Annotated in this window: 21 protein-coding genes and 1 tRNA gene; 16 read left to right on the top strand and 6 right to left on the bottom strand. The window is 36.7% G+C overall.

Going from position 1 to position 24,552, the window contains the following annotated elements:
* Window positions 1-2: 2 nt before the first annotated feature.
* Window positions 3-224 (bottom strand): hypothetical protein, encoded by a 222-nt coding sequence (locus J0M15_06410; protein ID MBN8536666.1) that lies wholly within the window; start codon window positions 222-224, stop codon window positions 3-5.
* A gap of 318 nt (window positions 225-542) precedes the next feature.
* Entirely contained in the window at window positions 543-995 is a 453-nt protein-coding gene (locus tag J0M15_06405) for a hypothetical protein (protein ID MBN8536665.1), read from the bottom strand.
* On the opposite strand from J0M15_06405, the gene J0M15_06400 reads away from it, so the two are divergent.
* The 3 genes from J0M15_06400 to J0M15_06390 all read left to right on the top strand — a co-directional run bounded on the left by J0M15_06400 (window position 981) and on the right by J0M15_06390 (window position 2,792).
* Window positions 981-1,562: a recombinase family protein gene (locus J0M15_06400; GenBank protein MBN8536664.1), complete on the top strand. Its 582-nt coding sequence runs from the start codon at window positions 981-983 to the stop codon at window positions 1,560-1,562. The genes J0M15_06405 and J0M15_06400 overlap by 15 nt on opposite strands.
* A gap of 14 nt (window positions 1,563-1,576) precedes the next feature.
* On the top strand, window positions 1,577-1,747 hold the full coding sequence (locus J0M15_06395; GenBank protein ID MBN8536663.1) for a hypothetical protein: 171 nt from the start codon (window positions 1,577-1,579) through the stop codon (window positions 1,745-1,747).
* A 124-nt stretch (window positions 1,748-1,871) separates the two neighbouring features.
* Window positions 1,872-2,792, top strand: a complete 921-nt coding sequence (locus tag J0M15_06390; protein MBN8536662.1) for a hypothetical protein — start codon at window positions 1,872-1,874, stop codon at window positions 2,790-2,792.
* On the opposite strand, the gene J0M15_06385 is transcribed toward J0M15_06390, so the two are convergent.
* Window positions 2,793-3,380, bottom strand: a complete 588-nt coding sequence (locus tag J0M15_06385) for a TetR/AcrR family transcriptional regulator (GenBank protein ID MBN8536661.1) — start codon at window positions 3,378-3,380, stop codon at window positions 2,793-2,795. It lies immediately after the preceding gene.
* Window positions 3,381-3,507: 127 nt separating this feature from the next.
* Between J0M15_06385 and J0M15_06380 the strand changes: the two genes are divergently transcribed.
* On the top strand, window positions 3,508-3,858 hold the full coding sequence (locus J0M15_06380) for a hypothetical protein (protein ID MBN8536660.1): 351 nt from the start codon (window positions 3,508-3,510) through the stop codon (window positions 3,856-3,858).
* 511 nt (window positions 3,859-4,369) lie between these two features.
* Here J0M15_06380 and J0M15_06375 read toward each other — a convergent pair.
* Window positions 4,370-4,660, bottom strand: coding sequence for a helix-turn-helix transcriptional regulator (locus J0M15_06375; GenBank protein MBN8536659.1), 291 nt, complete (start codon window positions 4,658-4,660; stop codon window positions 4,370-4,372).
* A gap of 273 nt (window positions 4,661-4,933) precedes the next feature.
* Window positions 4,934-5,010: transfer RNA gene (locus tag J0M15_06370), tRNA-Arg, on the bottom strand.
* Window positions 5,011-5,175: 165 nt separating this feature from the next.
* Here J0M15_06370 and J0M15_06365 point away from each other — a divergent pair.
* Complete coding sequence (locus J0M15_06365) at window positions 5,176-6,813, top strand: class I SAM-dependent methyltransferase (protein MBN8536658.1); 1,638 nt, start codon at window positions 5,176-5,178, stop codon at window positions 6,811-6,813.
* Window positions 6,814-6,815: 2 nt separating this feature from the next.
* Here J0M15_06365 and J0M15_06360 read toward each other — a convergent pair whose 3' ends face one another.
* Window positions 6,816-9,737: a hypothetical protein gene (locus tag J0M15_06360; protein MBN8536657.1), complete on the bottom strand. Its 2,922-nt coding sequence runs from the start codon at window positions 9,735-9,737 to the stop codon at window positions 6,816-6,818.
* 125 nt (window positions 9,738-9,862) lie between these two features.
* Between J0M15_06360 and J0M15_06355 the strand changes: the two genes are divergently transcribed.
* Genes J0M15_06355 through J0M15_06305 form a run of 11 tightly spaced genes read left to right on the top strand, consistent with a single transcriptional unit; the run spans window position 9,863 to window position 24,525 of the window.
* Window positions 9,863-10,603, top strand: a complete 741-nt coding sequence (locus J0M15_06355) for a hypothetical protein (protein ID MBN8536656.1) — start codon at window positions 9,863-9,865, stop codon at window positions 10,601-10,603.
* A complete protein-coding gene (locus tag J0M15_06350; protein ID MBN8536655.1) occupies window positions 10,600-13,017 on the top strand; it encodes an AMP-binding protein in 2,418 nt (805 codons plus the stop codon). The genes J0M15_06355 and J0M15_06350 overlap by 4 nt, the downstream gene beginning before the upstream one ends.
* Complete coding sequence (locus tag J0M15_06345; GenBank protein MBN8536654.1) at window positions 13,010-13,882, top strand: manganese transporter permease; 873 nt, start codon at window positions 13,010-13,012, stop codon at window positions 13,880-13,882. The genes J0M15_06350 and J0M15_06345 overlap by 8 nt, the downstream gene beginning before the upstream one ends.
* 3 nt (window positions 13,883-13,885) lie before the next feature.
* Window positions 13,886-16,597, top strand: a complete 2,712-nt coding sequence (locus tag J0M15_06340; protein MBN8536653.1) for a phosphoenolpyruvate synthase — start codon at window positions 13,886-13,888, stop codon at window positions 16,595-16,597.
* Entirely contained in the window at window positions 16,582-17,574 is a 993-nt protein-coding gene (locus J0M15_06335; GenBank protein MBN8536652.1) for a kinase, read from the top strand. Before J0M15_06340 ends, J0M15_06335 begins: the two co-directional genes overlap by 16 nt.
* A 4-nt stretch (window positions 17,575-17,578) precedes the next feature.
* Window positions 17,579-18,640: an SDR family oxidoreductase gene (locus J0M15_06330; protein MBN8536651.1), complete on the top strand. Its 1,062-nt coding sequence runs from the start codon at window positions 17,579-17,581 to the stop codon at window positions 18,638-18,640.
* Window positions 18,615-20,750 (top strand): dehydrogenase, encoded by a 2,136-nt coding sequence (locus J0M15_06325; protein MBN8536650.1) that lies wholly within the window; start codon window positions 18,615-18,617, stop codon window positions 20,748-20,750. Before J0M15_06330 ends, J0M15_06325 begins: the two co-directional genes overlap by 26 nt.
* Before the next feature lie 37 nt (window positions 20,751-20,787).
* Window positions 20,788-21,477 carry an ABC transporter ATP-binding protein gene (locus J0M15_06320; protein ID MBN8536649.1) on the top strand — a complete coding sequence of 230 codons (690 nt, stop codon included), beginning with the start codon at window positions 20,788-20,790 and terminating at the stop codon, window positions 21,475-21,477.
* On the top strand, window positions 21,474-22,682 hold the full coding sequence (locus J0M15_06315; GenBank protein ID MBN8536648.1) for an ABC transporter permease: 1,209 nt from the start codon (window positions 21,474-21,476) through the stop codon (window positions 22,680-22,682). Before J0M15_06320 ends, J0M15_06315 begins: the two co-directional genes overlap by 4 nt.
* A gap of 45 nt (window positions 22,683-22,727) precedes the next feature.
* Window positions 22,728-23,441 carry an outer membrane lipoprotein-sorting protein gene (locus tag J0M15_06310; GenBank protein MBN8536647.1) on the top strand — a complete coding sequence of 238 codons (714 nt, stop codon included), beginning with the start codon at window positions 22,728-22,730 and terminating at the stop codon, window positions 23,439-23,441.
* A gap of 1 nt (window position 23,442) precedes the next feature.
* Window positions 23,443-24,525: a hypothetical protein gene (locus J0M15_06305; GenBank protein ID MBN8536646.1), complete on the top strand. Its 1,083-nt coding sequence runs from the start codon at window positions 23,443-23,445 to the stop codon at window positions 24,523-24,525.
* Window positions 24,526-24,552: the final 27 nt, after the last annotated feature.

The following is a 24,552-nucleotide window of genomic DNA, read 5'->3' as shown; positions in this document are numbered from 1 at the left end:
TGCTACACTAAGGCTGATTCCAACTTAACTTCGTAGTGAAAACCCTCTTTAACCAGAGAGTCTCGAAGGGCTAATTGAATTAATCCAATTTCAGGCAGTCCAAGTTTTTTGGCAAAGGCAGTTTGAGTAAGTTCTTCGCCTTCTCTCCATGCTTTAAAAAGTCCACCAAAGGTTAAAGGGCCGTACATTTTTTCTAATTTTTCAAAATAAGATTTCGTAATCATGTTTATGAACCTCCAGTTATTCAATGTGAAACCGGTATTGGATCACATGATAAATAAGTCGATAGGCTTTATTCATTAGTAACGACTCATACTAAAGAGTCCTGAAGGACAAATCATTGAGTATCTTCAGGCGCACTTGCCTGATCCCCAAGGCCGATTTTTACCCTGTAACGTGCGGATCGGGCATAGGTGACGTAAGACTTTTAAATTACAGGAATTGGACCTTTCGAAAATGAGGGTGTATTCGACTATAAGTCTATCGTGATAGCAGAGCTATTCAATGCATTTAAGTTAGGGTTTTGATCGGGAAAGTAGTGCCTATAAAGCGCTTGGTTCTTGTCGAAGATTCAATGAGAATTTAACAAAGCAAATTAACGTTAGACTTCCAGGTAAAATCCAGCCGAAAAAGAGCCCAGGAGCCATAGAAGTCAGATGCCATTCCCGAGTCCAATAGAAATGGGCGTATAAACCAACCAGAAGGGCACTCAGCGAAAGCCAAGTTGTGACAGACACCATTACAAATTTTTCTTTAATTGCTAGGCGAAAACGGTACAGAAAAAGAGCCCCTAACACTGTCATAGGCACCGCAGCTACACAAGTCTCAATGAAAATTAATGGCCACAAAGAGGGTCTTTGCAGAAAACCGCTGAATAAATTTTTATCAAAAAAGAGCTCGCCCATTGCCATACACGAAAACATAACAACCGTGGCTGCGCTAACTGATTTTATAATAAATAGACTATATGTGAGTAAGTTATGTCTACTGGTCATGAATTCATCATCTTTGATAGTGCCAGATTTCGTCAATGGGTAAATTCAATAGCTCGAAGCAACCTGTCGGGAGTTCGTCCCGTATCAAGATTGGTGCACCAACCCGAATACGGTACGAACTATGCGTACTTCGTTGATTTCATTCAGGTTTGTCTCTCCGCCAAGCTTCTGAATTCAGAAGAAATTGGCAGACTTTACCTAGAAGAGAAGCTTTCCCTCAATCAAATCGCATCCAAATTTAAGGTTTCAAGATTTGCCATCAGGTCTCGACTTCGCGACCTTGGGATTGATATTGACGCCGTAAAGCCTGTCTCAACAAATCCTGAAAACTACCGCTACACTACCCCACCCTATGGTTTCCAGGTTCGGGATGGGAAACTACTTCCCAACCGAATGGAAATGAAAATTTGCCGTCTCGTCATTGAATTGATCCAGCGTGAAGGTCGCAATCACAGTGAAGTCGCCAGAGAGCTTGTCCGACGTGGATTAAAAACTCGCACCGGGAAAGTGAAATGGGACAGTAAAACGATTTTTAATATTTTTAAACGATGGAAAGACAAACTTTAACAAAGGATTACTCTATGAATGATCTGATTAGCACTGCTATTTTAATCGCGACATTATTTGGTGGAACCGTTGCCGCCGATAGAATCTATGCTTCAGTTCGGAAGGCCGCATTAGAAAAATCGGCAGAGGGACTTCCGAATCTTGCTCCCTTTGCGCGACAACTAACAAAGAAAGCCAGCAAGTAATATGCAAATCAAGTATTACAACCTGTTAGAAAAATACCTTTGGTTTTGTATCATTTTGAGACGCGTTTCAAACCCGCCGTATTGTTCCTCTAAAATGGCCTGTAGTTTGCTGAATTTACCCTGAATGAAGGGTCTACTGAAGGTTCTCACAAGTTTTAATTTAGCTTTCCTGTTGGCCTTGCCGCTGTCAAATGTTTGGGCAGCCGGCACCATTAATTGGTGTATTGAGTTTTACTCACCTGTTTCGACGATTAACATTAAAGCCAGCGTCGCCCTTTCTAAGTCTGCAAGAATAATTGAAATCGGTGATGTTACGAACGAATCTCGAGTTATGCTTGCGGACGAGTCTGGCGACGGTTTTTCGCGCATGCTCGCAAATTCAATGGGTTTAGATTTTAAATATGTGGGTCCGAGAAGTGGCCAAAACGCAACCCATAAAGGTTATGGCGATGCGGCCGACTCGCGAGAATTGGAAATTACCAAAAAACTTGATGAAAAATGGATGGAGAAATATTCCGTAGAAGGTCGAATGTCCTACGCGCTGCTGAACATTCGTACCCCAAACGGGCTTCGTCGCGCCCACTTGCGCGTGATTGACGGTTCGGGAAATGGTCTAAGCCAAAACAAAGGGAACTCGACCCCGGACTACTTTGTGCCCGCCGAGCATATATTAGACTATCGAGGAGTTCAAACTCCCATACTGGATGAATTCCGTCGCCAAGGATATCGCATATTTGAGGTTGGAAAATACTTTATCGACGGCGACCTGAGTCCTCGCGACTACGCAGCGGCGAAGGTTGAGCTTTGGAAGTGGTTTTACAAATATTTCTTAGACGAGGGGATACTCCAAGGAGCCTCCAAAATCATTTTTGTTTTCGACGTTTTTAATGAAGACCGTCGCGATTCTACGATAAAGAATTTCGGTGCTCAAGTGCTGGCACCCGAGCTGTTTATTCCGCGGCTCGAAGAGCCCAACTATATTTTAATATCGGATATAAAAACTATGCGCGCAAAAGTAGAGCGCATAATAAAAAAATCAAAATAACTAACGTATTATTTTTTTTATCGCCGATAAGACCCGGGCCGATCGTTTAGTCACGCTTTCTTCCATTGGCTGTATTAGAAATTTGAAAATTTCTCCGGCAATTAGGCTATGCGTTGTTTCCGCAACTGATGCAGTATCACGAACCTTCCAGCTACCATCAATGTTCCCAAACTTTAATATCACTTCCAAGTTCTTGACGGCCGAAGAACGTAGCTCACTATAGTAAGCAAACATTTTTTTTGAACGAATCGAATAATAGTAAAGTCCAAAAACCAAGCTATCGTGAGAACGATTTTTCGCCGTGTACGTAAAATGCCTTTCTACGTAATTTTTGAGCTGTGTTGTAGCTGGTGCCAAACTACGAGAATCTTCGTACACTACTTCTCTTGCCTTAGCGTCCCAGTGCTGACAGGCCGCTAAAAATAAATCATCCATGCTTTGAAAGTGTCTATAGATCGCTGGTTGTGTGAGCCCAGCCTCGGTAGCAATCCCTTGGTAAGTTACCTCATAAAGGCCAAATTGAAAAAAATGTTTAGTAGCTATTTCGATGATTTTTTCTTTTGTTTTCAGGCCTTTAGTTATTTTCATATATTACTAATAATAACTAATTTGTTATAAAACTTAACTTTTTATTGACTTTTAAAATGCAATGCGTTAAAACTAGTCTCGAACCCGTTATATTAGACCTTAAATTTACCCAACAAAGGAGATCATTATGAAACTATTCTTTTCAATGCTTTTTGTTACTGCAAGTTATGCATCGGCTGAATTGACTGTAAAGCCAGTAAATTGCGCACCCGCGGACTACGCGATTATGCACAGGATTTTAACTCAGAAAACTATTTTTTCCGGCAGCGAGCACACAAGGATTGTTCTATTTATGTTGCAACAAGGACGGGGTCCTAAATGCGAAAAGTTAGTTCCAGTTAAACCTGTCTATGGCACCCCTGGGAACAAAACTCAGGTATATACTTTATCTGGTGGTCAGGAAAGTTATATGATTTTTGATTTCACATCAGTGGAAGTTTTAGGTAAAAACGGTGTATCGATCGTAAAACAACGATAGAGTAACGCTCCGATCTGCCTCAATAGATATAAAAAGAATAGGGCAAATAGATATAGAGAAGTTGTAAATATTGATAATAGAATTGCCTGTGAAGGTTGTCAGAAATTAGTCGATCTCATGAATTCTATTTGTTAACCCTCGGTTTTAAGAAAATCTAAATCAATAGGGCTCCATAATCTGGGGCCCTTTTATTTGCTTAGTACCGCTCCGGTCAAAAAAGCAATCGGCTTAATTTTAATACTCGAAATAATCCCGTTAAAGTTACTTTTCTTCCTGACGGAACATACCATATCGGCGATGGCCATCACAGGATGTTTTTACTAGATCAAGCCGGTGACTCTGCTGTTCCAGCAGTAATTTCAGGCCGGTAAATGAAATTTTGAGGCTGTAGATAAACAACTACTTACTAGGCGTTATAGGCTCCCGTTTTCAGGAACCTTCTTGAATAGACTTTTGCTGAATTAATTCCGACGTTTACACCAAAAATCAAAGCCTATGCACCTAATGTCTTTTAGGCCGCCTCAGCATCCATATCCCAGTCAGCAAAAGCAAGAACCGCCGGGTGGACTTTAAGAGCCCGCCCAAGCATTTTAGCCCGGTCAATGCCCATCACGATACGATCATGCTCCAAAGAAGAAATCGTTGCCTGCTTAAGCCCAGATTTCTGCGCAAGCTCTGCCTGCGTGTAACCTTGCAATTCACGATAAATTTTTAGTGCTTTACCGGGGGTCAATTTTCCATACTTTTTTGCAACTACAAATTCACTATCCAGAAACTCACGTTCTTTTTTTCCTAAAGGCATATTATTTTCTCCTATAATCATGAGGCGTAATTTTTAAAACCAAAATCTTCACGGCGCCACCTTTAATGACGTAAATAACTCGGCACTGCTCACTAAGTGATTTTGCCTTAGCCCCTCTAAAAAAAAACCACGAGACAAGCACACCTAAAATTCCTAATAGGTCAAAATGCGAGGCGCCCGAGGGGTTTGCGCGGAGGCGTGGCGTGAGCCACGTCGCACAAGCAAGCCCCGAAGTGGCAACGAAGTCAGTTTGACCTATTAGGAATTTTAGGATGGTGCGCCCTGAGAGATTCGAACTCCCGACCAATCGGTTCGAAGCCGATTACTCTATCCAGCTGAGCTAAGGGCGCACTTAAGATACTGGCGCCTATTTTAGTGAAATATAGAAATAAAAACAATATCTTTTATGGAAAAATTCAAATTAATTTGAATTTTTAAAAATTATTCTTAGGAATTTAATATAGTGTCACTGTAACAAATGGCCATTGCTCTGTTTTTGCAGTACTATCCTGTGAATGGTGCGGTTATGTTATGAAGAGACGGATGAATTTATTATTTTTAATAAGCCCATTGGATTAAACACCCATGCGGTTGATTCAGGCAAGGATGGACTGGTAGAATTTCTTTCGGAAAAATTGAAACAGAAGTTGTATCCAGTTTCAAGGCTTGATCAGGCGACTTCTGGGATTATTTTGTTTGCCAAAGCGTCGAGTGTTCAAAAAATCAGCCAATTAGAGGCAGATAAAGAGATTATTAAAGAATATCTCTTGTTAACGGATAGGCCATTTAATCTTTCTAGGGTTCATGAACTTGATAAGTGTCATTTCTCTTTATTGAAAAATCACTCAGAAGAAAAACCTCATTTTTTATTCAAAACAGAGATAACTCAAAAGGATAAAATTTATAAGAGTCATTTAAATTCTCAGACAAATGCTGAATCTGAGTTCTCGTTTGTCAGAAAAATGGGAGAGACGTACTTGTGGTCGGTTCGTCTACATACGGGTAAAACCCACCAAATACGCCTGCACTGTCAAAATCTTCAAATGCCCATTCTAGGAGACAGTCTTTACCAGGGAACTTCCTTCTATAGACTTTGTTTACATTCTGGTAAATTAACTTTTTTCGGAAAATCATATGAGTCGGATTTGCCTTTGTGGGCCGAAGAGTTCGCGAGTCAATTTTTAAATTTAAAGCGAGAACTTCAAATAACTTTAGAGGCATTTGAAAAACGAAAACTCAATTATCAAGTGGATTCAAATGATTGTTTTCGTTGGCTCCATCAAGAAATTCCTGTATTAAAATTAGACCAGTTTGGGGAGTATTTATATCTTTATGACTACAGTTCAGAGGCTTCTTTTTCTGGCGAGGTAATAGAATTAATTTCTAAGTTTTTCAAAAAATCAGTATTTATTCGTCAAATGAAAAATCGAGGAGATGATCCTAATGAAAACAATTTGTGGATTTTTCGACTTCAAGAGCAAAAAAGAGAAAAAGTGATAGAGCCCATTTCATGGATTGCTTATGAAAATGGATCGAAATATGAGTTAAGAACCCATCAAGGACTTTCTCCAGGGCTTTTTTTAGACCAAAGGGAAAATCGAAGATGGGTCTTTGAAAACTCCAAGGGTAAGAATATTTTAAACTTATTTTCTTATACTGGAGGTTTTAGCTTGATGGCAGCCGTTGGCGGAGCTAGCGGCATTGATACCGTTGATGTGAGTCAAAAATTTATTCAATGGAGTCAGAAAAATTTTGAAATTAATGATTTGGTAACGAGTGACTCTGAAAAGAAATTCAGATTTTGGGTGCAGGACTGTCTTGTTTTTTTAAAAATTGCAGTCAAGAAGAGAAAGAAGTGGGATTTGATTGTCCTTGATCCTCCTACTTTTGGTCGGAGTAAATTTGGCGTATTCCAAATTGAAAAAAATTTTGATGAATTGCTTACAAATGTTTCTTTGCTTGTTTCGGAGGGGGGGAAAATACTCTTATCTACGAATTTTGAAAAGTGGAATTATTTTGATTTAATTAGCAATGTTAAGAAAAACTTAAAAGGATTTAACTATGAAATTTTCAAAGCACCCTCGCAAAGTTTGGATTTTGATTACCCTCATCAGAATTCACTAATGAAAAGTATGATTATTCATATAAATTGAAATTATTTAAACAGACCTTGAAGTTTTTTCTTTGCGTCCTCTTCGAGATTCTTTTTTTGCTTTTCTATTTCACTCTGAATAACTCTTGTTGCCGTAGATTTGGCTGAAGCAATGACTTTTGATTTTTCGCTTTGTAAATAGTTTTGTATCATTTTATCTAGGGTGTTTCCAAGAAAGGACCACTCTGGTTTTTGTAAATTTCCTTTGATTTCAATTGGAAAATGAATAAAGCCTTCAGAGTCTTTATTTGCTGAGATAAAATCCCCTTTTAGGGGCAGGTCTGTTAATTTTAAATTCGCAGTTAAATTGGCATTCATTTCACTGGACAACGTTCCTTTAATGCTTATTTCTTCTTTTCTTTTGGTCTTCGCGAGAAAGGATTCAATGATTATATTGGTATCTTTCAGTATGAAAGAAGAGACGATGATACCTTCCAATGGGTTTTCTTTCAAGGCTATCGGAGTAGAAATTACAGGATTGCTGACTAATTTTGATTTTATTAAGTTGATAAAGTTAAAGGATTCAATTCTTCCATTCTCATATTTGAAGTCACCTTTTACAAAAAGTCCTTTTTTAAATTTAAGAGATGATGGTAAATACGAAGATCCCTCTGCATTGAGAGAGGAAGACCCTTTGATAATCTCTTTATATTCAGGAAGAATGGAGGTGATGAGTTGCCCTAAGTTGATACTTTTTGAATGCACTTTGAAATCCATCTTTGGATCTGCGGTAGTCAGAGGAACCGTCATATTGAGAATGTTTAAAGTGCCTGCAAAAAATTTGTTGATGGCACCAGTGAATATTAAGGATTCGGACTTGAGAGTTGTATTTAGGTTCAGATCTTCGATTGTTTGATTATCTTTAAAAATAATTTTATCGATGTGAAGGGTGTTATTAATTGTCAAGTTCCTAAGAAAAGGGATGCTTTCTAAAAAGGGTTTGCTCTCAATATCAGGAGTGCTATTTTTAGATTCTTTTTTTATATTGTCAGTGTTGATTTTTAAGTCCCAGGGAAGTTTCACTTCGCCTATATTAAATTGGGTTTGGCTCACAATTTTAACTTCAGATTTTTTCAGATCTGATGGATTTAGCCTTCCTTTTACATTGACTTTGCCATTTCCTGTAAGGTTTTTTATATTTGCTAGTAATTCATTTTTAGGCAAAAAATTTCTAATTCTATCCCAATTCATGCTATTCAAAATGATATTAAGTTCAAAATTATCAGTAAGGGAAAGTGGAGGTCTGCCATTTATATTTAAATGACCTAATAGTGATTTGATATTGCAATTTGGAATTTGAATCACTTTATCTTTTACAATGGTTGCAAAATCTATTTTTAATGGTTCATCTTTGATTTTTAAAGATTCTCCATTTTTCCTAATTGTCATGCTTTGTGCGTCGAGAGAGCCCTTGATATCCCCTTTTTCTGCTACCTGATTTTTTATTGAAATGTTTCCAAGGATATTTCCTTTAATTGGACCCTCGATCACAACATCGTTGATTGTTTTGTATAGGATATACGAAAAATGACTCACTCTAAAAGGTTCTAATTTTAGGCTCAAATTTTTTGGATCATTTAAATAGCCTTGAACTTCTCCTTTGGCCTCAACAGTCCCATTAATTGGATATTGAGGCAAAAAGGTCAGGAATTTTTCGACTCCGGCCAAATTAAATTCTGGCAGTTCGAAAGTAAAATTTGATTTTTTTGTAGGGCTTAAAAAACCGGAAGCTTTAATTAAAAAGTCGTCAAATTGAAGATTGAAATGATTTAAAGAGAGATCTCCATTATAGCTTCCTGAGCCTTTAGATAAAAAAACCGTTGATGTGGGTTTTTTAATTAATTTTGATTTTTCAAAATAGAGTGGGGTCAAATCAATATCCCAATTAAAATCATTTAAACTCAAATTTTTTAAGTATTCAAATTTCGTTTTTAAAATTAATTTGAAGGTTCCTAAGGTGGAAATGTCATTTCTTTTAAACTCTAAATTTCCGGAAATAATATTTAAATTAATATTTCCAGAAATTAATGGAGACTTTTCAAGATATCCGACAATTTTGATGTCTGTTTGCAAGGATCCTATGAGTTTCTTTACGGGCATATTTTTAATCAAAGAATAAGGTATAGAATTTAAATTTAAAATTTCAACAGAACTTTTCAAATCGATATACTTTTTGTCTAAATGATAATTTATAAAAATCTGACTTTCAATTCCCATAAAATTCAGAGTTGTTTCTTTTGAGCGGAGCCAACCTTTGTTTAATTCTAAGTGAGAAGAAACCGCGAGAGGAAAGTCTATGTTGAGATTCTTGTCGCTTGTGAGGAGGCTGCCCTTAAAGTCGAATAAAATATCTGATTTAATAGTTGACAGATAGATATTCGATTTTTCAATCCTAGTTTGTATGTCTGGGGCATTTGGAGTAAGTAAAATCATAGTTCCGTTTTCTAATTCCAGTTGTAAATTTAAATCAGAAATAAAATTATTTCTGGGAATGAATTGTTGTAGGTTTTCAATTTTTTGACCTGAACTGCTTGATGATTGTATTTTTGAAGAGGGCATTTCATTTTTCGTTTCTGAAATTAAGGGACTTAGGGAGATATTAAACTCAGATAACTTAATTTTAACTATGAGTTGTTTGTTATGAGAAATAATCGTTTTAATTAAATCAATAAGTTTTATTTCAAAAGCCTTGGCTTTCAGGCTGAGTTGAGTATTTTGTTTTATAGAAATATCACTAAATCCAATGCCTAAAGGAGAGATAGAATTTACATAGATATCCTTGAAATCCAATTGGATATTCAACTTCTCTTGAGAAAATAATTTTATTTCGTCATATAGTTTAGGTTTATGATTTGTATAAAACTTGTACAGTCCAAGTCCTAAAACGAAGGGAAATAAGTAGAATAAGTATCTAATTTTTAACACCTAATCCTATCGGTATAATTTCTAATTAGATGACAGGGCTTGGGTCTTGTTTGAAATGAACTATTAGACTGTATAAAAGTCTACAGTGGATAACAGCACGAGCTTATACTAATCTTACGTTCCAAATGAAAACTTTATTAGTCACTTCTGATCTGACCTTTGTCCCTTTCAATTACAACCGTTTTGTTCTAAAAATGGCTGAGGATACTCATATTGTTGGTCTTATTATTATTAAAAATAAAAGTTTTTCTATTTTATTAAAAGCCCTTGTTTTAATTCTATCTGGTGCGGGTACAAGATTGGGTGCTCAATTGATAAAAAATTATTTTTCAAGATCAGATACCGTTCGTAAAAATAAGTATTTGAGCTTAGGAAAAAAAGTTTGGAGTTTTTCAACTATTAATTTGCCAGAGGTATTACAAATTATTAAAGACGAAGAGATTGATTTAATTGTAAATGCTCGAACTAGGGAAATTTTTAAAAGAAATCTATTGCAAGCTCCAAAGTGGGGTTGTGTGAACATCCATCATGGTCTATTGCCGAAACAGAGGGGACTGATGTGTGATTTTTGGGCCCATTTAGAAGGAGATAATTTTGGATTTTCAATTCATCGAATGACTTCTAAAATTGATGATGGTGATATTTTGAAGGTCTATCCTTTTTCTCACAATTATCAGAGTTATTTGGAAGCTATTTTAAATGCCTCCATTCAAGAGGCTGTCGTGTGTTCGGAATTGCTTTCTGAAATTGATAAAAATGAAAATAAAGTTTTGATTATCAAGAATAAATCGGACAGCCCAATCTATTTCAAGAATCCAAAAATTAAAGATTTTCAAAAATTAAATGTGAAAGGGATCAAAATATGATGCGCGTTTATTTTCTTCACGGAAATCCAGGACATCCTTCTGATGGTGACTTATTAAAATCATTTTTATCTCCCAATGCTGATTTCATTGCCGTAGATGCTTATTCCGACAAATGGGTTTTAGATATTCAAAATTCTTCAAGTCGAGTCATGGTTGTGGCTCATTCTTGGGGTTGTTATCGTTTAATGAGTTTAATGAATATGATTGAAAGTAAAGTAGAAAGAGTATTTTTAATTAATCCTTATTTAAGAAATGAGTCCGCTTTAAGTAACGTCGCAAAGGGATTATTGTCCTTGCCTGTGGTCAGCGACATTCTTGTCAAAATGAATCACAAAAAAAACTATGAAGATTATTTTAGAAACATGATTTACCCAGATGAATTGTCTGATGCCTCAAACGGCAAAAAACATTATGTCCATAAACTAAATCTCTTGTCGGATCCAAATACTTGGTTCCAAGCCATCGAAGGAAAAAAACTTCAACAAGAAAAGCCTCTAGATCTTAAATCAGACGTTCTTGGATATTATTACATGGGACTTCAGGATAGAGCCATGAACCTGGACATTCAAAAAATAGAAGTTGAAAGATTTCGTTATTTAAAGCCTCGATGGTTATCGCAATCAGGGCATGGTGCTTTGTGGACAGATGCCCAGCTAATTGCAGAGGATATAAATGCGATGATCGATAAGATAGGGTACTTTCCAGAATCGACTATAAATAACAATGTCATAGGCTTTATAGAAAAACATGTACATGAAAATCCAAACGGAATTGCTTTGAAATGGGTAAATACAGAGGATCTAAAAAAATGGACCGGTGCTGTCTCGGACAGTCTTCCTCATCAAGAAATTTCTTTTAAAAAATTCGAAGAAATGATTTCTAAATTTGCCCAAGGATTAAAATCCATTGGCATAGAAAAAGGGGATCGGGTCATCATTTTTCTACCGATGAGTCTCGAGATGTATGTGGCGATGTTTGCCACCCAAAGGATAGGAGCTATTGCTGTGTTTTTAGATTCTTGGGCTCGAAGTCATCATTTGGGCGCAAGTGCAGATTGTGTTCAGCCTAAGGCCATGATCAGTTTTGAACTGGCCTTTCAATTAGTGGATCAAGTTCCTGAATTCAGCTCCATGCCAATTCGAGTTCTTTATGGTCCTGGAGAAAAAATGACTCATCGATTTGATGAGTTGTTAAATCATTCCTTTTCTGAAATCACTGCCGTTGATAGTGAATTCCCAGCTCTAATTACCTTCACAACGGGGAGCACTGGAAAACCCAAAGGTGCCAATAGATCCCACCGCTTTTTAGTAGCGCAACATCATGCTTTAACACATGTCATTCCTTTTACTATTTTTGATAAAGATATGCCTGCATTTCCGATCTTTTCACTCAACTCTTTAGCTGCAGGCGTAACTACTATCTTACCAGCTATTAATTTAGCTCAACCTTCGAATAGGGATTCCGCAATTTTGGCAACTCAAATTATGGGTGAAAAGCTGTCTTGTACGACCTTGGCGCCATCGATGCTTGTGGGTCTTTCTCGGTTTTGCAAAGAACAAAAAATAGTTCTAAGCCATTTACGGAGAGTTGTTACGGGAGGAGCACCTATAAGTAAAGACGACGTCAGAGCTTTCTATGATGTAGCTCCCCAATCGGAACTTTGGATTTTGTACGGATCCACAGAGGCCGAACCTATGGCCCATATCGAAGGTCATGAGATGCTGAAAGAGGAAGTGGCATCTGATCCAGAGATCGTTGAACTGGGAGTCAATGTAGGACACATCAGTGAAGATCTTGAATACAAATTTATTAAGATTGTAGATGGTCCCATCGTTCTTGGTGCAAGTGCTTGGAGTGATATTGAAATCAAATATTCTGAAGTCAAAGATCCCAGCTTGCTGGTTGGGGAATTTATATGTACAGGCGATCATGTTTGCCGTGAATACTATAATAATAAAGAGGCATTTAAATCAGCAAAAATTTTAGATGATAAAAATAAAGTTTGGCATCGTACGGGAGATTTAGGCTATTTGGATACAAAAAAAAATCTTTGGATTGTAGGACGAACTAATAATGCCATTCAACGTAAGGGAAGATATCATTTTCCTGTTCAGGCGGAAGTCTTGCTAAAAAGATTAGACTTTACCTACCGGTGTGCTTATTTAGGTTTGGAACTCAATGCTGAGACACAGACAGTAGTAGCGATTGAGTTAAAACAAGAATTTGATTCCAAAACATTTGATTTTTCAAAGGCTCGAAATGAAATCCAAAGAGTTTTTAAAAAGAATGACATTCCTGCTGATGAAATATTGTTCGTAACGGCGATTCCCATGGATCCTCGCCACCATTCCAAAGTTGAGTATGCCGTTTTACGCAAAATGATTACTGATTCTCCAGAGGTGATAATTGATTAAAGGTCTTATTTGTTTGATTAAAGAAAGGTTTAATCCAGGAAGTTACCTTCCAATGATTTTATTTTTTAATTTAGGTTTGGGGTTTTATCTACTGGATAAAAGCGGAAACTCTTTTTCCCTTGAAAAGTTTTTAATTTCTTTCATAATTCAACTTTCTTTTTTCTTTCGATTACGACTCTTTGACGAAATCAAAGACTATGCTTTTGATACTAAATTCAATCCAACCCGTCCGCTGGCTCGGGGGGCGTTGACCATCGATCAGACTAAAATGGCTTTGTTAGTTTTAATTGCCTTCGAACTTCTTGTTTCAGGAACGCTAGGCAGGTCTTATTTTTTTGTTCATCTCGTTGCCGTTTTTTATTCCCTATTAATGTTCGAAGAATTTTTTATAGGCTCTTTGCTAAGGCCACATTTAACTACCTACGGAATAGTTCATACATTTGTGAGCTGTTTTTCAGGTTTTTCAGGAGCTTATATGTTTTCCAGAATTGATTTGAATCAAGTGAGTCTTGATGTGGTTCTTTTCTTTCTGACCCCGTGGTTTTACTTTAATTTGTTTGAGTTTGCGAGAAAGATATTTTCTCAGGTTGAGGAACGGCCCATGGTAGCTAGTTACTCGGGAATTTTTGGAATCCGCTGGGCCTGGGCCTTGGCAATGTCTCAGGTGTTGCTAGGATTGATTTTTTTAAACTACTTACAAATAAGAAATATTAATTATTTTCTTATTTTAAGCCTTATCTATTTTTTGGTAAGTCTTATGTATGTCTTTTCTGGGTCCATTTTTTCAGCGAAGTTATTTAGAAATTCAACGGGGCTATTTTTAGTGGGTCATTTTATGCTGTTAACAGCGAGTTACTGGAGTTAGTATATGTTAGTTACAAAAAATTCTACTTATGCTTATGCAAAAAAAGAATCCGGTGGTAAGGGATTTAATTTGTATCTAATGACAGAGCAGGGTTTGCCTGTACCTGATTGGGTTGTATTTGGTAAAAGATATTTTCAAAGCTATGTTGATTATTATTCTTTAACTGAAAAAATGAATCAAATTATCGATGAATTAAATAGGAATAAAATATCTGCGTCTCAAGCTGAAAATGAGTTTTCTAAGCTTTTTTTAGATCCTCCCACGCCAGATTTTTTGGTTCAAGAGTTGAAAAAAGCTTTGAGGCATTTTTCAAGCGAAGATACTTTAATGTTCTCAGTTCGCAGTTCTGCAGCGGATGAAGATGGGGTTTCTCATTCATTTGCTGGGCAATTATCTAGTTTTCTATATTTATCAGATTTTGAAGAAATTATTTTTGCCATGAGAAAATGTTGGGCTTCAGGTTTTACAGAAAGAGGGCTTGTTTATCGAAGAAAAAATAATATTTCTGTTAATAAAATTCAAGTTTCAGTTGTTCTGCAGAAAATGATAGACCCTGATGAATCAGGTGTTTTGTTTACCTGTGACCCAGTTTCGCAGAAGTTAGATCATTACGTCATTAGCGCCGTTCGTGGAGTTGGTGAAGGTCTTGTTTCTGGTGCCTTACCAGCAGATACTTTTTGGCTAGAGAACTCAACAGGTTTAATGGTAAAACGGGATATTGTTGAGAAAAAAACGGCGATGAAGAAGGGAAAACAGGGCGAAACAGTATTAATAGATATGGAAGAGAGAGAATGGCTCAGGCCCGCATTATCTGAGAAACAGCTCCTAGAAATATGGAAATTGGGAAAATTCATAGAGGGTTATTTTCAACGTCCACAAGATATTGAATGGGCCATTCAAGGTGAAAAATTATACATATTGCAAACTAGACCCGTCACCCACTTAGAACAAGATTTAGTTGGGTATCCTAACTTATGGGACAATTCAAATATCGTTGAATCCTATGGGGGATTAACTTTGCCCTTGAGTTTTTCATTTGCATTGCGAAATTACAAAAATGTTTACGTCCAATTTTGTGAGGTACTTAATGTTCCTCGTCAGGTAATTAAGGAAATGGATAGCTATCTTAGTTACATGTTGGGAAATATTAATGGAAGAGTTTATTATAATTTATTCAATTGGTACAAACTTGTAGGCATATTGCCAGGATTTAAACAAAATCGTGAGTTTATGGAAACCATGATGGGAGTTTCTGAGAAACTGACAGATGAGATCACTGAAAGAATAAAGCCTCATCCCTCTTGGAATACCTTGGAAGGCAAGGTACGGAAGTTGGTTACCGGTCTTAGTTTTTTTAAATATCATCTTACCATTCAATCCATGGTGACTGATTTCTTGAAAACCTTTCATAAGGACTATGACTATTATAGATCTTTGCCTCTGAAGAAACTGCGAGGAGATCAGCTCATTCAAGTTTATTCCGAGCTTGAAATGAATATGTTGGGTCGATGGAAAGCTCCCATTGTAAATGATTTTTTGTGTATGGTCCACTTTGGACTACTTAGAAAGTTAACCTTAAAGTGGCTCTCTCAGTTCGATTCAACGATTCAGAACGACTTGCTGTCTGGTGAAGGTGGCCTAGAAAGTGCCGAGCCCATGAAGGCACTTAAAAAATTGACGATGATTGTTTTCAATAATCCAAGTTTAAGAAATGATTTTCTTAAATATGAGTCTTCTGAGTTATTAGAGTTTCTTAAGCAGAGTACTTATCAGGAATTTTATGCAGAGGTAATGAGCTATCTGGATCGTTTTGGTTTTCGATGTATGAGCGAGATGAAATTAGAAGAAATAGATTTAAACACAGATCCTACTTATTTATTTGTTTGCATTAAAAATTATCTGAAATCGAGTTCCTTGGAACTTATACAGATTGAAGAAGAATCAGCTTTAAGAAAAACGGCGGAAGCGAAGGTCGAGACCTCATTAAAGGGGTTTCAAAAAGTTTTTTATTTTTGGGTTTTAAAGCATGCGAGAAAAGCCGTAAAGAATAGAGAAAATACCCGATTTGCAAGAACCAGAGTCTATGGAATTGCGAGAAATATATTTCAATATGTGGGACAAGATTTAGCTCAGCTCGGAATTATTGAAAAAGACAGGGATATTTTTTGGCTCAACATTGAAGAGATATTTGGTATTTATAATGGAACCTTAACAAGTTATGATTTACAGTCATTCATTGAGTTAAGAAAAAAGTCTTATAAAAGTTTTGAGTTAACTACTCCTGATGTTCGCATCCTCACGCGCGGTGCTGTTTATTGGCATAATCAATTTGTCAAGGAAGTAGAAGCACCCAGTTACGACGGAGAAGATTGTGATTTAAAAGGAATGCCTTGTTGTCCGGGAATTATTGAAGGTGTCGTCAAATATATTTCTTCACCTCAAGATAATTTAGAACTCAATGGTGAAATATTAGTTGCTGACCGAACTGATCCCGGTTGGGTGCCTCTTTATCCGAGTATTAAGGGACTTTTGGTGGAAAGAGGAAGTCTGTTATCTCATTCAGCTATTGTAGCTAGAGAAATGGGAATACCTACAATTGTTTCTATACCTGGTTTGACAAAAAAATTAAAATCTGGAATGAAAGTCAAGTTAGATGGTAAAGCTGGTACTATTAAAATTTTAAGTGAGGGAGAATCTATATGCTCGTCTCCGTAGTCATAAACCCCAAAGCAGGTGCCGTGGATATCGGGCTTTTGCAAGAAAAAATATCTCAGGCATTATTTCGATGTCGATTGCATTTTTTGATCGCTGAAACTCGAGAGGAGTCTTTGGGTTTTGTTAAAAATGAAATTCAAAATAATACAGATGCCTTTCTTATTTGCGGTGGTGATGGCACGATTAATGAGACCTTGCAAATGATCATGTCACTTCATCATGTAGGTGAAATTCCCCCTATCAGTTTGATTAGTTCAGGAACAGCAAATGATTTAAGTCATGAACTAGGTATTAGCGAGAAGGTAAATATTGCGGCTCGCGTGATACTTGAAGGGAAGGAAAGAAAGATAGATGTCATTGAGGTGGAATCCAAGGGCGTAAAAAAGTATATGCTTACTAATGGTGGTTTCGGAATTCCTGCTATGACTTCAGATAAAGCGAATCAACTCAGATCTTTCTTGCAACTGCAATCCATCAATTCAGAGGTCAATCCATTTTTCAGAGGTTTATCTAAGATAACTCACAGAGCGGTAAAAAAATTAGGATCAGAAGTGTACTCAGCGCTCTTGGCTCAATCTCTTTTAAAGTGGGATCAAAAAAATTGGAACTTAGAAATTGAATTTGATGATGGAAGTAAAAAAAGAACTCAATCGCCCTTTTTGTTAATTAATAATCAGCCTTATCTAGGTAGAAAATATCTTATTGCCCCCTTTACTAATAATTCCGATGGCGAAATGAATTTAACAATGATTGAATCCCATAATATGGCAACACAAATACTGTCCGTCTTAAAAGTTTTAAGAGGAAAATTAAGAGAAAGTTCCGTTGTCAATACGAAGGAGAAAAAAAGCTTTACGGTGAGAACTTTAAATAATAAAAGATTGCTCACTTTTTTTGGTGATGGTGAGATTCTTTTCCGTAATGCTGAAGAAGTGAAATTTAAATGTCTCCATCAAAAACTAACGGTGCTGGTGTAGCTTCATGAAAAGTAAACCCATCCGAATTTTTATGACTGGAGGTACAGGCTTTCTCGGAAAGGAAGTCCTTGCTTTATTACAGTTGAATCCAGATGTTGAAGTTCATGTTCTCTCACGTAATCCCCCCGCTTTAATGAATTATCATTCTTCTTGGAAAGGGAATTTAACGCTTTTTAATGCAGGATTAAATCTCACGGAGCTTAAGAAAACTAAATTCGATGTCTTTCTTCATTTGGCCAGTTTGTACGACTTGAATGCCTCTTATCAAGAGGTCATTGTGAATAATGTTTTTGGAACGAATATGGCATTAAAATTGGCACAGGAATTACAGGTTCCTTTGTTTGTAAATGCTAGCTCTATCGCTGCTGTTTCAAATTGTCTTGGTACTGTTTCTGCCTATGATTTAAATCTCAAAGAACATTTTCCGGATGCTTACTCAGAAGGCAAAGCCTTAACAGAAACCCAAATTCTGAATTGGAGTTCGGCGAATTTTTCCAAATTAAATTTACGTTTGGGAATTTTGGTGGGTCATTCTAAAACTGGTAAAATTGATAGAGTTGATGGGCCCTATGAAGCCGTAAAGGGTTTTCGAAAACTGAAAACCTTTCTTGGTAAATGGTCAGGAGTTTATTTTCTTCCAGGAAATGAAAAGGTACGGCTTCCTTTTGTTCCAGTAGATATAGCGGCTCAAGGAGTTCTTGATATATTATTTAAATCTTTACTCTCTCTTCAAGATGGACATTCAATTTCTCGAGACTATCAAAGTTATTATTTAGCTCCGCGACAGGGTGTAGAAATCAGGAAGTTTTATACATCGGTAATGTCCCATTTAGGAATTTCTAATTTTGATTTTAAGTTGGTAAAAGATTTACCAACAGAGATGACAGCGAGTTTGGCGCATAGCCTGTTAGAGTTTCCTAAAGAACAATTAAGATATGCTTTGGATCTGCCCTCTTTTAATACGGAGGACACCGAAAAAATGTTAGGTTTAAACTGGTGTCCTGAATTTTCAGAATATGAACAATCATTTTGGAGAGGTTATGAAAAATTCATTTCGGATCGCTGAAATTAGTTTTGGCTATTCTCACTGGGACTATAGCCATCATTTCAAATTTCATTCAGCTGAATTTGAAGTTCAGCGATTTGGTGCTAATTTTTCAGTTTCGGCGTTGAAAACCTTAATTAAAAATTTGGGACCAGAAGTCGATGCCTTTGCCTTAACATCGCTTCCCCCTTCACTGTGTCTTAGAAATAAAAGTTTTATCCATCGTCAGTATTTTGAAATTATGGATACTCCTTGTTCAGTCCCCTTGTGTGATGGAACGGGTATCAGAGAAATTCAAACCCTACAAACCTTAATGGAATTAATTAAGAATAAAGCGATTAACCCTCAAGCGGGTTTTTATTTTCCGTTGACATTGATAGCTCCAGACATTGAGGAATACCTTCGTCATCTAGAGGGGAGTCGAGTTTATTTTGGCGATTTGTATGCTTTAACTGGTATGCCTTTGGTCATTAAACCATTTTTTGGTTTAATGACGATGGCTCAATCGTCTCTTCATCTTGCAACGATAAAATCGATGAAGGGTCAATCCGTTTCTTTAGAGAGTTCATGGCAAGAAAAAGGGAAAAATCTTTTGGTTAACCAAATTAAAGATTGTCAGTACGTTGTCGGCGATTTACCAATCATTTCATTCTATCATCGAGAAACCGATATTTTTAAAGGCAAGGAACTCATCACTTGGTCAAAGCATCCTCAATTGGAAAAAGTGATTTCAACCTATGGCTTTACCAAGGTTCATCATTTGATTCCTGAAACGTCTGATTTAGGAAAATATACGGACTATAGTTTATTAGAAGCGGTCTTTCGTTTGTTAAATGAAAGAAATTCAAGTTTAAATTTTGAAGAGTGGCAGCAACTTTTAGTAACGCCGAATGAGGTGATGCATGAAGTTCGAAAATATTCATTAAAAAGAAATATGTCTTTACAAGCAAGAATCAACAAAGAATATCATGGATTCAAAAATAAAGTTCTAAAACAAAAAGCCCCAGATTTCGCTTTTGTCGTGCATGCTTTGTCCCATCGGGACTTTCAAAGACTTCCTGTTGTAGGATCTCTTATTCGGTCTTTGCCAAGTCAATTGAACGACACTTTTGATCGTCAAGTGGCTAAACTTCCACCTATTTCCTATGGGAGGATCACGCAAGTTGTTTCACAATCCACTGGTCGAGAGGTTAATGGGATTATTTATGCACTTTTTTCTACACCAAAAGTTTTGAAAAATAGTGATCCTGAGTTTGTTTACAATCAAATTCATCAATGTTGTGTCGATGCCGCTGAACGAGGTGCCAAAATTATAGGCTTAGGAGCCTACACTAAAGTCGTCGGTGATTCAGGAGTGACTATCAATAAAAACTCTCCACTTCCTGTGACGACAGGAAATAGCTTAAGCGCCTCTGCCACCTTGTGGGCATTGTACGAGGTGGTTCTGAAAATGAAATTGCTCAAACACAATCCGCAATCAGGTTTGGTGCAGGGGACAGCCATGGTGATCGGTGCTACCGGGTCCATTGGAAAGGTTTCAGCCAAACTATTGAGCTTAGTTTTTGACAAGTTGATCTTAGTCTCTCCAAGAATGGAAAGACTTTTTGAGTTAAAAACTGAGTTAAAGAAATTGAATCCTCGTTGTGAGGTCGTGATTACCACGAGTGCTAATGATTTTGCTTCCTTTGCTGATGTTCTGGTGACAGCCACTTCGGCCTTTGACCAGAAAATTGTGGATGTGATGGAACTTAAACCAGGATGTGTTGTTTGTGATTGCTCAAGGCCCTTGGATTTTTCGAAAGAAGAGGCACAAAGACGACCCGATGTACTTATTATCGAGTCAGGAGAACTGATTCTTCCTGGAAAATACAATATGACTTGTGATATTGGATTGCCAAAAAATATGGTCTATGCCTGCCTAGCAGAGACGGCCGTTCTAGCCATGGAAGAGCGGTATGAAAGTTTCACTTTAGGTCGAGATATTGAATGGACCAAGGTGAAAGAGATTTATAAATTATCACAAAAACATGGAGTCAAGTTGGCCCATATTCAAGGTCATATGGGAAGAATTTCTGATAAGGAAATTTCGCTAGTAAGGGAAATAGCGATGTCTAAAAGGAAAAACAATTAAACTTTACACTGTTTAAAAAGAAATATAGGTTGAGACGATGGAAAAACACTTGTATCAGATTAAAAATTTACACTACGCCTATCAATGGAATCAACAAAGTGTACCGGTGTTAAATCAACTTAATTTTGATTTGAAAAATGGCTGCTTTACTTGTTTTGTTGGCCCGAGTGGAACTGGTAAAACCACATTGCTCAATATTCTTGGATTGATTGATCATCCAAGTAAGGGCCAAATATTTTTTTGTGATGAAGAGGTAACTCATAAAAGTGAATCTGAAAAAGAAAAAATGAGATTAAAAAAAATTGGATTTATTTTTCAATCATTTTATTTAATTCCCACCTTGACTGTTTTAGAAAACACAACCTACTTTCTTCCCCTGCTGGGTCTGTCACCTGAAGAATCTCTCAAACAAGGCAAACAAATTTTAGATCTCGTAGGGCTTAAAGATCATTTAAATAAAAAACCCCTAGAGTTATCTGGAGGGCAACGCCAGAGGGTGGCTATTGCCAGGGCTTTAGCTAAAAAGCCCAAGGTGATACTCGCTGATGAGCCAACGGCTAATTTAGACTCAGAGACTTCAGAAAAAATAATCAAGGCGTTTAAAGAGTTACAAAGCCAAGAAAATACGAGTTTTATTTTTTCAACACATGACCAACATTTAATGACCTACGCTAGAGAAATTTTTTATTTAAAAGATGGCACCATCTTGAAAAGAGAAGAGTTATGAAAATCCTGGTAACTTTAGCTTGGCGAAATCTTTTTAGAAATGTGCGACGTACACTGGCTAGTTTATTCACTGTAGCCTTAGGAGCCTCTGGTTTATTGATTTACCAGGGATTTAATGCGGGAATTATGAATCAATACCGTGAAAATACAATTCATGGTTACTATGGGCATGGTGAAGTCTATGCGGAAGGGTATTACAACAAAGTTCACGAAAAACCCTGGAAACTTTGGCTTGAAAATCAAGATCAACTGGAAATTAAATTAAAGAAAATCCCACAAATTCTTGAGGTCTTTCCAAGAATTAGTTTTTATGCTTTTTTAGTGAAGGGCGATATCAATTTAGGAGGACGGGGAGAGGGAATTCATCCTGGAAGAGAAGGTTTATTTTTTAACCAGATGAATTTTATAGAAGGAAATGAAATTAAATCAGCCAATGAAATTATTTTAGGCAAGGGGCTGGCTCATTCCCTAGGGGCTAAGGTAGGGGATACGGTAACTGTTTTGTCCCAAACCTTAACGGGACAATTGAATGGAGCCGATTTTATCGTGGCCGGAATTTTTCATATGGGACAAAAAAGTATAGATGATATTTTTTTTAGAATTCCCTTGGCTGAAGCACAAAAACTCCTGAATACCGATAGAATCGAAAAGTTTTCCCTGTCCATTACCTCTGTAAAAGATTGGCCTCTGGTTGAAAAACAAGTTAAAGCCTTAGATCTAAAATTAGACCCCATCTCTTTTGATATTTTGGATAAGGCATATTATCAAAACTCAGTTGATTTCCTGGAAGCTCAATTTGGTTTTATTCGTACCATTATCTTAATTATTGTGGCTTTAGGAATTTTTAATACGATAGCCGTTTCCTTACTTGAAAGATCTGGAGAGATTGGGGCTTTAAGGGCTAATGGTGAGAGTCGTAAAAGATTATTTACTATTTTATTTATTGAAAATTTAATTTTAGGAACTATTGGAGGGGTTGTTGGAATTCTTATCGCTCTCTTAATTGAGAAAACCTTTCTCTCTTCAGGTATTCCCATGCCTCCAGGTCCTGGAATTACCAGAAGCTTTCTTATATTTTTAGAAATCCAGCCGATACATTTTGTGAATGCGTTGCTGTTACCAGCGGTAACAGCCGGGTTAGCCGGTATTTGGCCTATTTTTAAAATTTTAAAAAAATCAATTCCAGATCTATTACGAGCTACATGATTCATCATGAGGATGTATTATAAATATAAAACCTAAGGAAAATTTATGAATCAAAAAACAATTAAATTTTTAGCACTTACTTCCCTCTTCGTATTCTTTTCAGGAAGGGTGTGGGCTGATCGAGCCAATGATATAATAAAAAAAGCAGATGAAATTAGAAATCCCGCCGAGTCCTATGAGATGATGATTGAAGTCCAAGCAGAGGAAGAGACTTCAGAATTTCAAGTTTTTCTCAAGGGTCAAGATCGAACCATCGTTGTGACGAAAGCTCCGAGCAAAGATATGGGTAGAAATATGTTGATGCTAGACAGAGATTTTCAGGCCTATGTTCCGAACTTAAAAAGATCGATAAGACTATCCTTATCGCAAAAGTTATCAGGCCAAGTTTCCAACGGAGATATTTCAAGAACCCGGTGGTATGGTGATTATGTGGCTAAAATTGAAACTGAAAATACGAGCGAGGTTCAACTTCTTCTTGAAGGAAAAAAAGATAACCTTACTTATGCGTGGATTCGTCTGTGGGTTGAAAAAAAATCAGGACACCCTTTACGTGCTGAGTACTTAGGGTTAAATGGAAAGACCGTTTTAAAAAATGCTTATTTTGAAAATTACAAAAACCTAGCAGGGGCCCAAAGGCCTTCACTTATCCGCATTGAAGATAAAGCAAATAAAACCTCTTTTATTCGAATTAAGTCCATGGAAAAAAAAGAATACAGCGATGCTTTTTTTTCTCTTAAAAAAATGGAGTCCTTAAAGTAAAGTGAAATTAAAAGTCATTTCTTTTTTTTTAGTAATTATTTTTGGTTTTAGCGACGTTCTTTTTGGGGGAGTTCGCATCAATCCGAGTTATGATTTTTTTAACTCTCAAAAAATAGGAGTGAATCGACTTATTTTATCGGCTCAGGCAGATTTTCAAACTGAGAAATTAAAATACTACTTAGATTTTTTTGGGGAATCTAATTTAAATTCGACTGAGGATTACTCCTGGAGGACCGCCCAATCCAAGGCCTACTTACAAGAACTTTATGTGGAGTATTCAAGTGACATTTTTTTTGCGAAGGTAGGTAAACAAGCCACACGGTGGAGTGATTCCTGGGTTCTGCCGTCCTTAGATATTTGGACGGCAAGGAAATATGAAAGACTCTATTTAGATCCCTTGGCCTTTCAATTAACCCACTCTTCGGGGGTTAGTCTTAGTTTTTCTAAAGAGAAATGGCAATTGGATTTGGTTGGTTTTTTCGACGCCGCGGAGGATACCTATCCGGCTTTTTTATGGCAAACTCCATTTGAAAAAGAAAGTTTAAATCCAGGAGCCAGGTTTAAATATGATTTGCTTGGATTCCAGAATTCTTTTGTTTTAGCTCGATCTTTAAAGAAGAATCAGGTTGGCTATGGGGTTAATTATGCTTTTGAAAAATGGGTGCCTAAAATAGAGATGGGTTATCGTGAAAATGAGCAAAAAAATGTTTTTTTAAAGTATAAAAATTCTGAGTTTGCAAGTCTTGGGGCTGACATCTTTATTGGAAAATTCACTTTGACCCCTCAATATATTTTATTCACAGAGGATTCGGATGTGGACCATGTAACTCAAGGTCTGCATTATATTTCTGTTCTTTATACGAAAGGTATACATGAACTCCAACTTCAGGAGTATGCCAATACTTATTATAAAGATTTATTCTGGAGCTTTCAGTATGCTATCACTCTTAAACAAAAATTGTCGATGGCCCTATTTTATCAAGAATATAAAGGGGGCAATGGAAGTTTTACGGGGCTGGTAGAAGAAAAAACGGGTGGAGAATTTATTGGATTAAAATTTCAATACTTTGCAAGCCTTTTATAAACAAGCTCTCATCAATTTTAGCATTAG

The organism is Deltaproteobacteria bacterium (genome assembly GCA_017302835.1).
Taxonomy (GTDB): Bacteria; Bdellovibrionota; Bdellovibrionia; order Bdellovibrionales; family Bdellovibrionaceae; genus UBA2316.
Note: the sequence above shows the minus strand (reverse complement) of the source record. Positions and strands in the feature narration are given on the sequence as shown.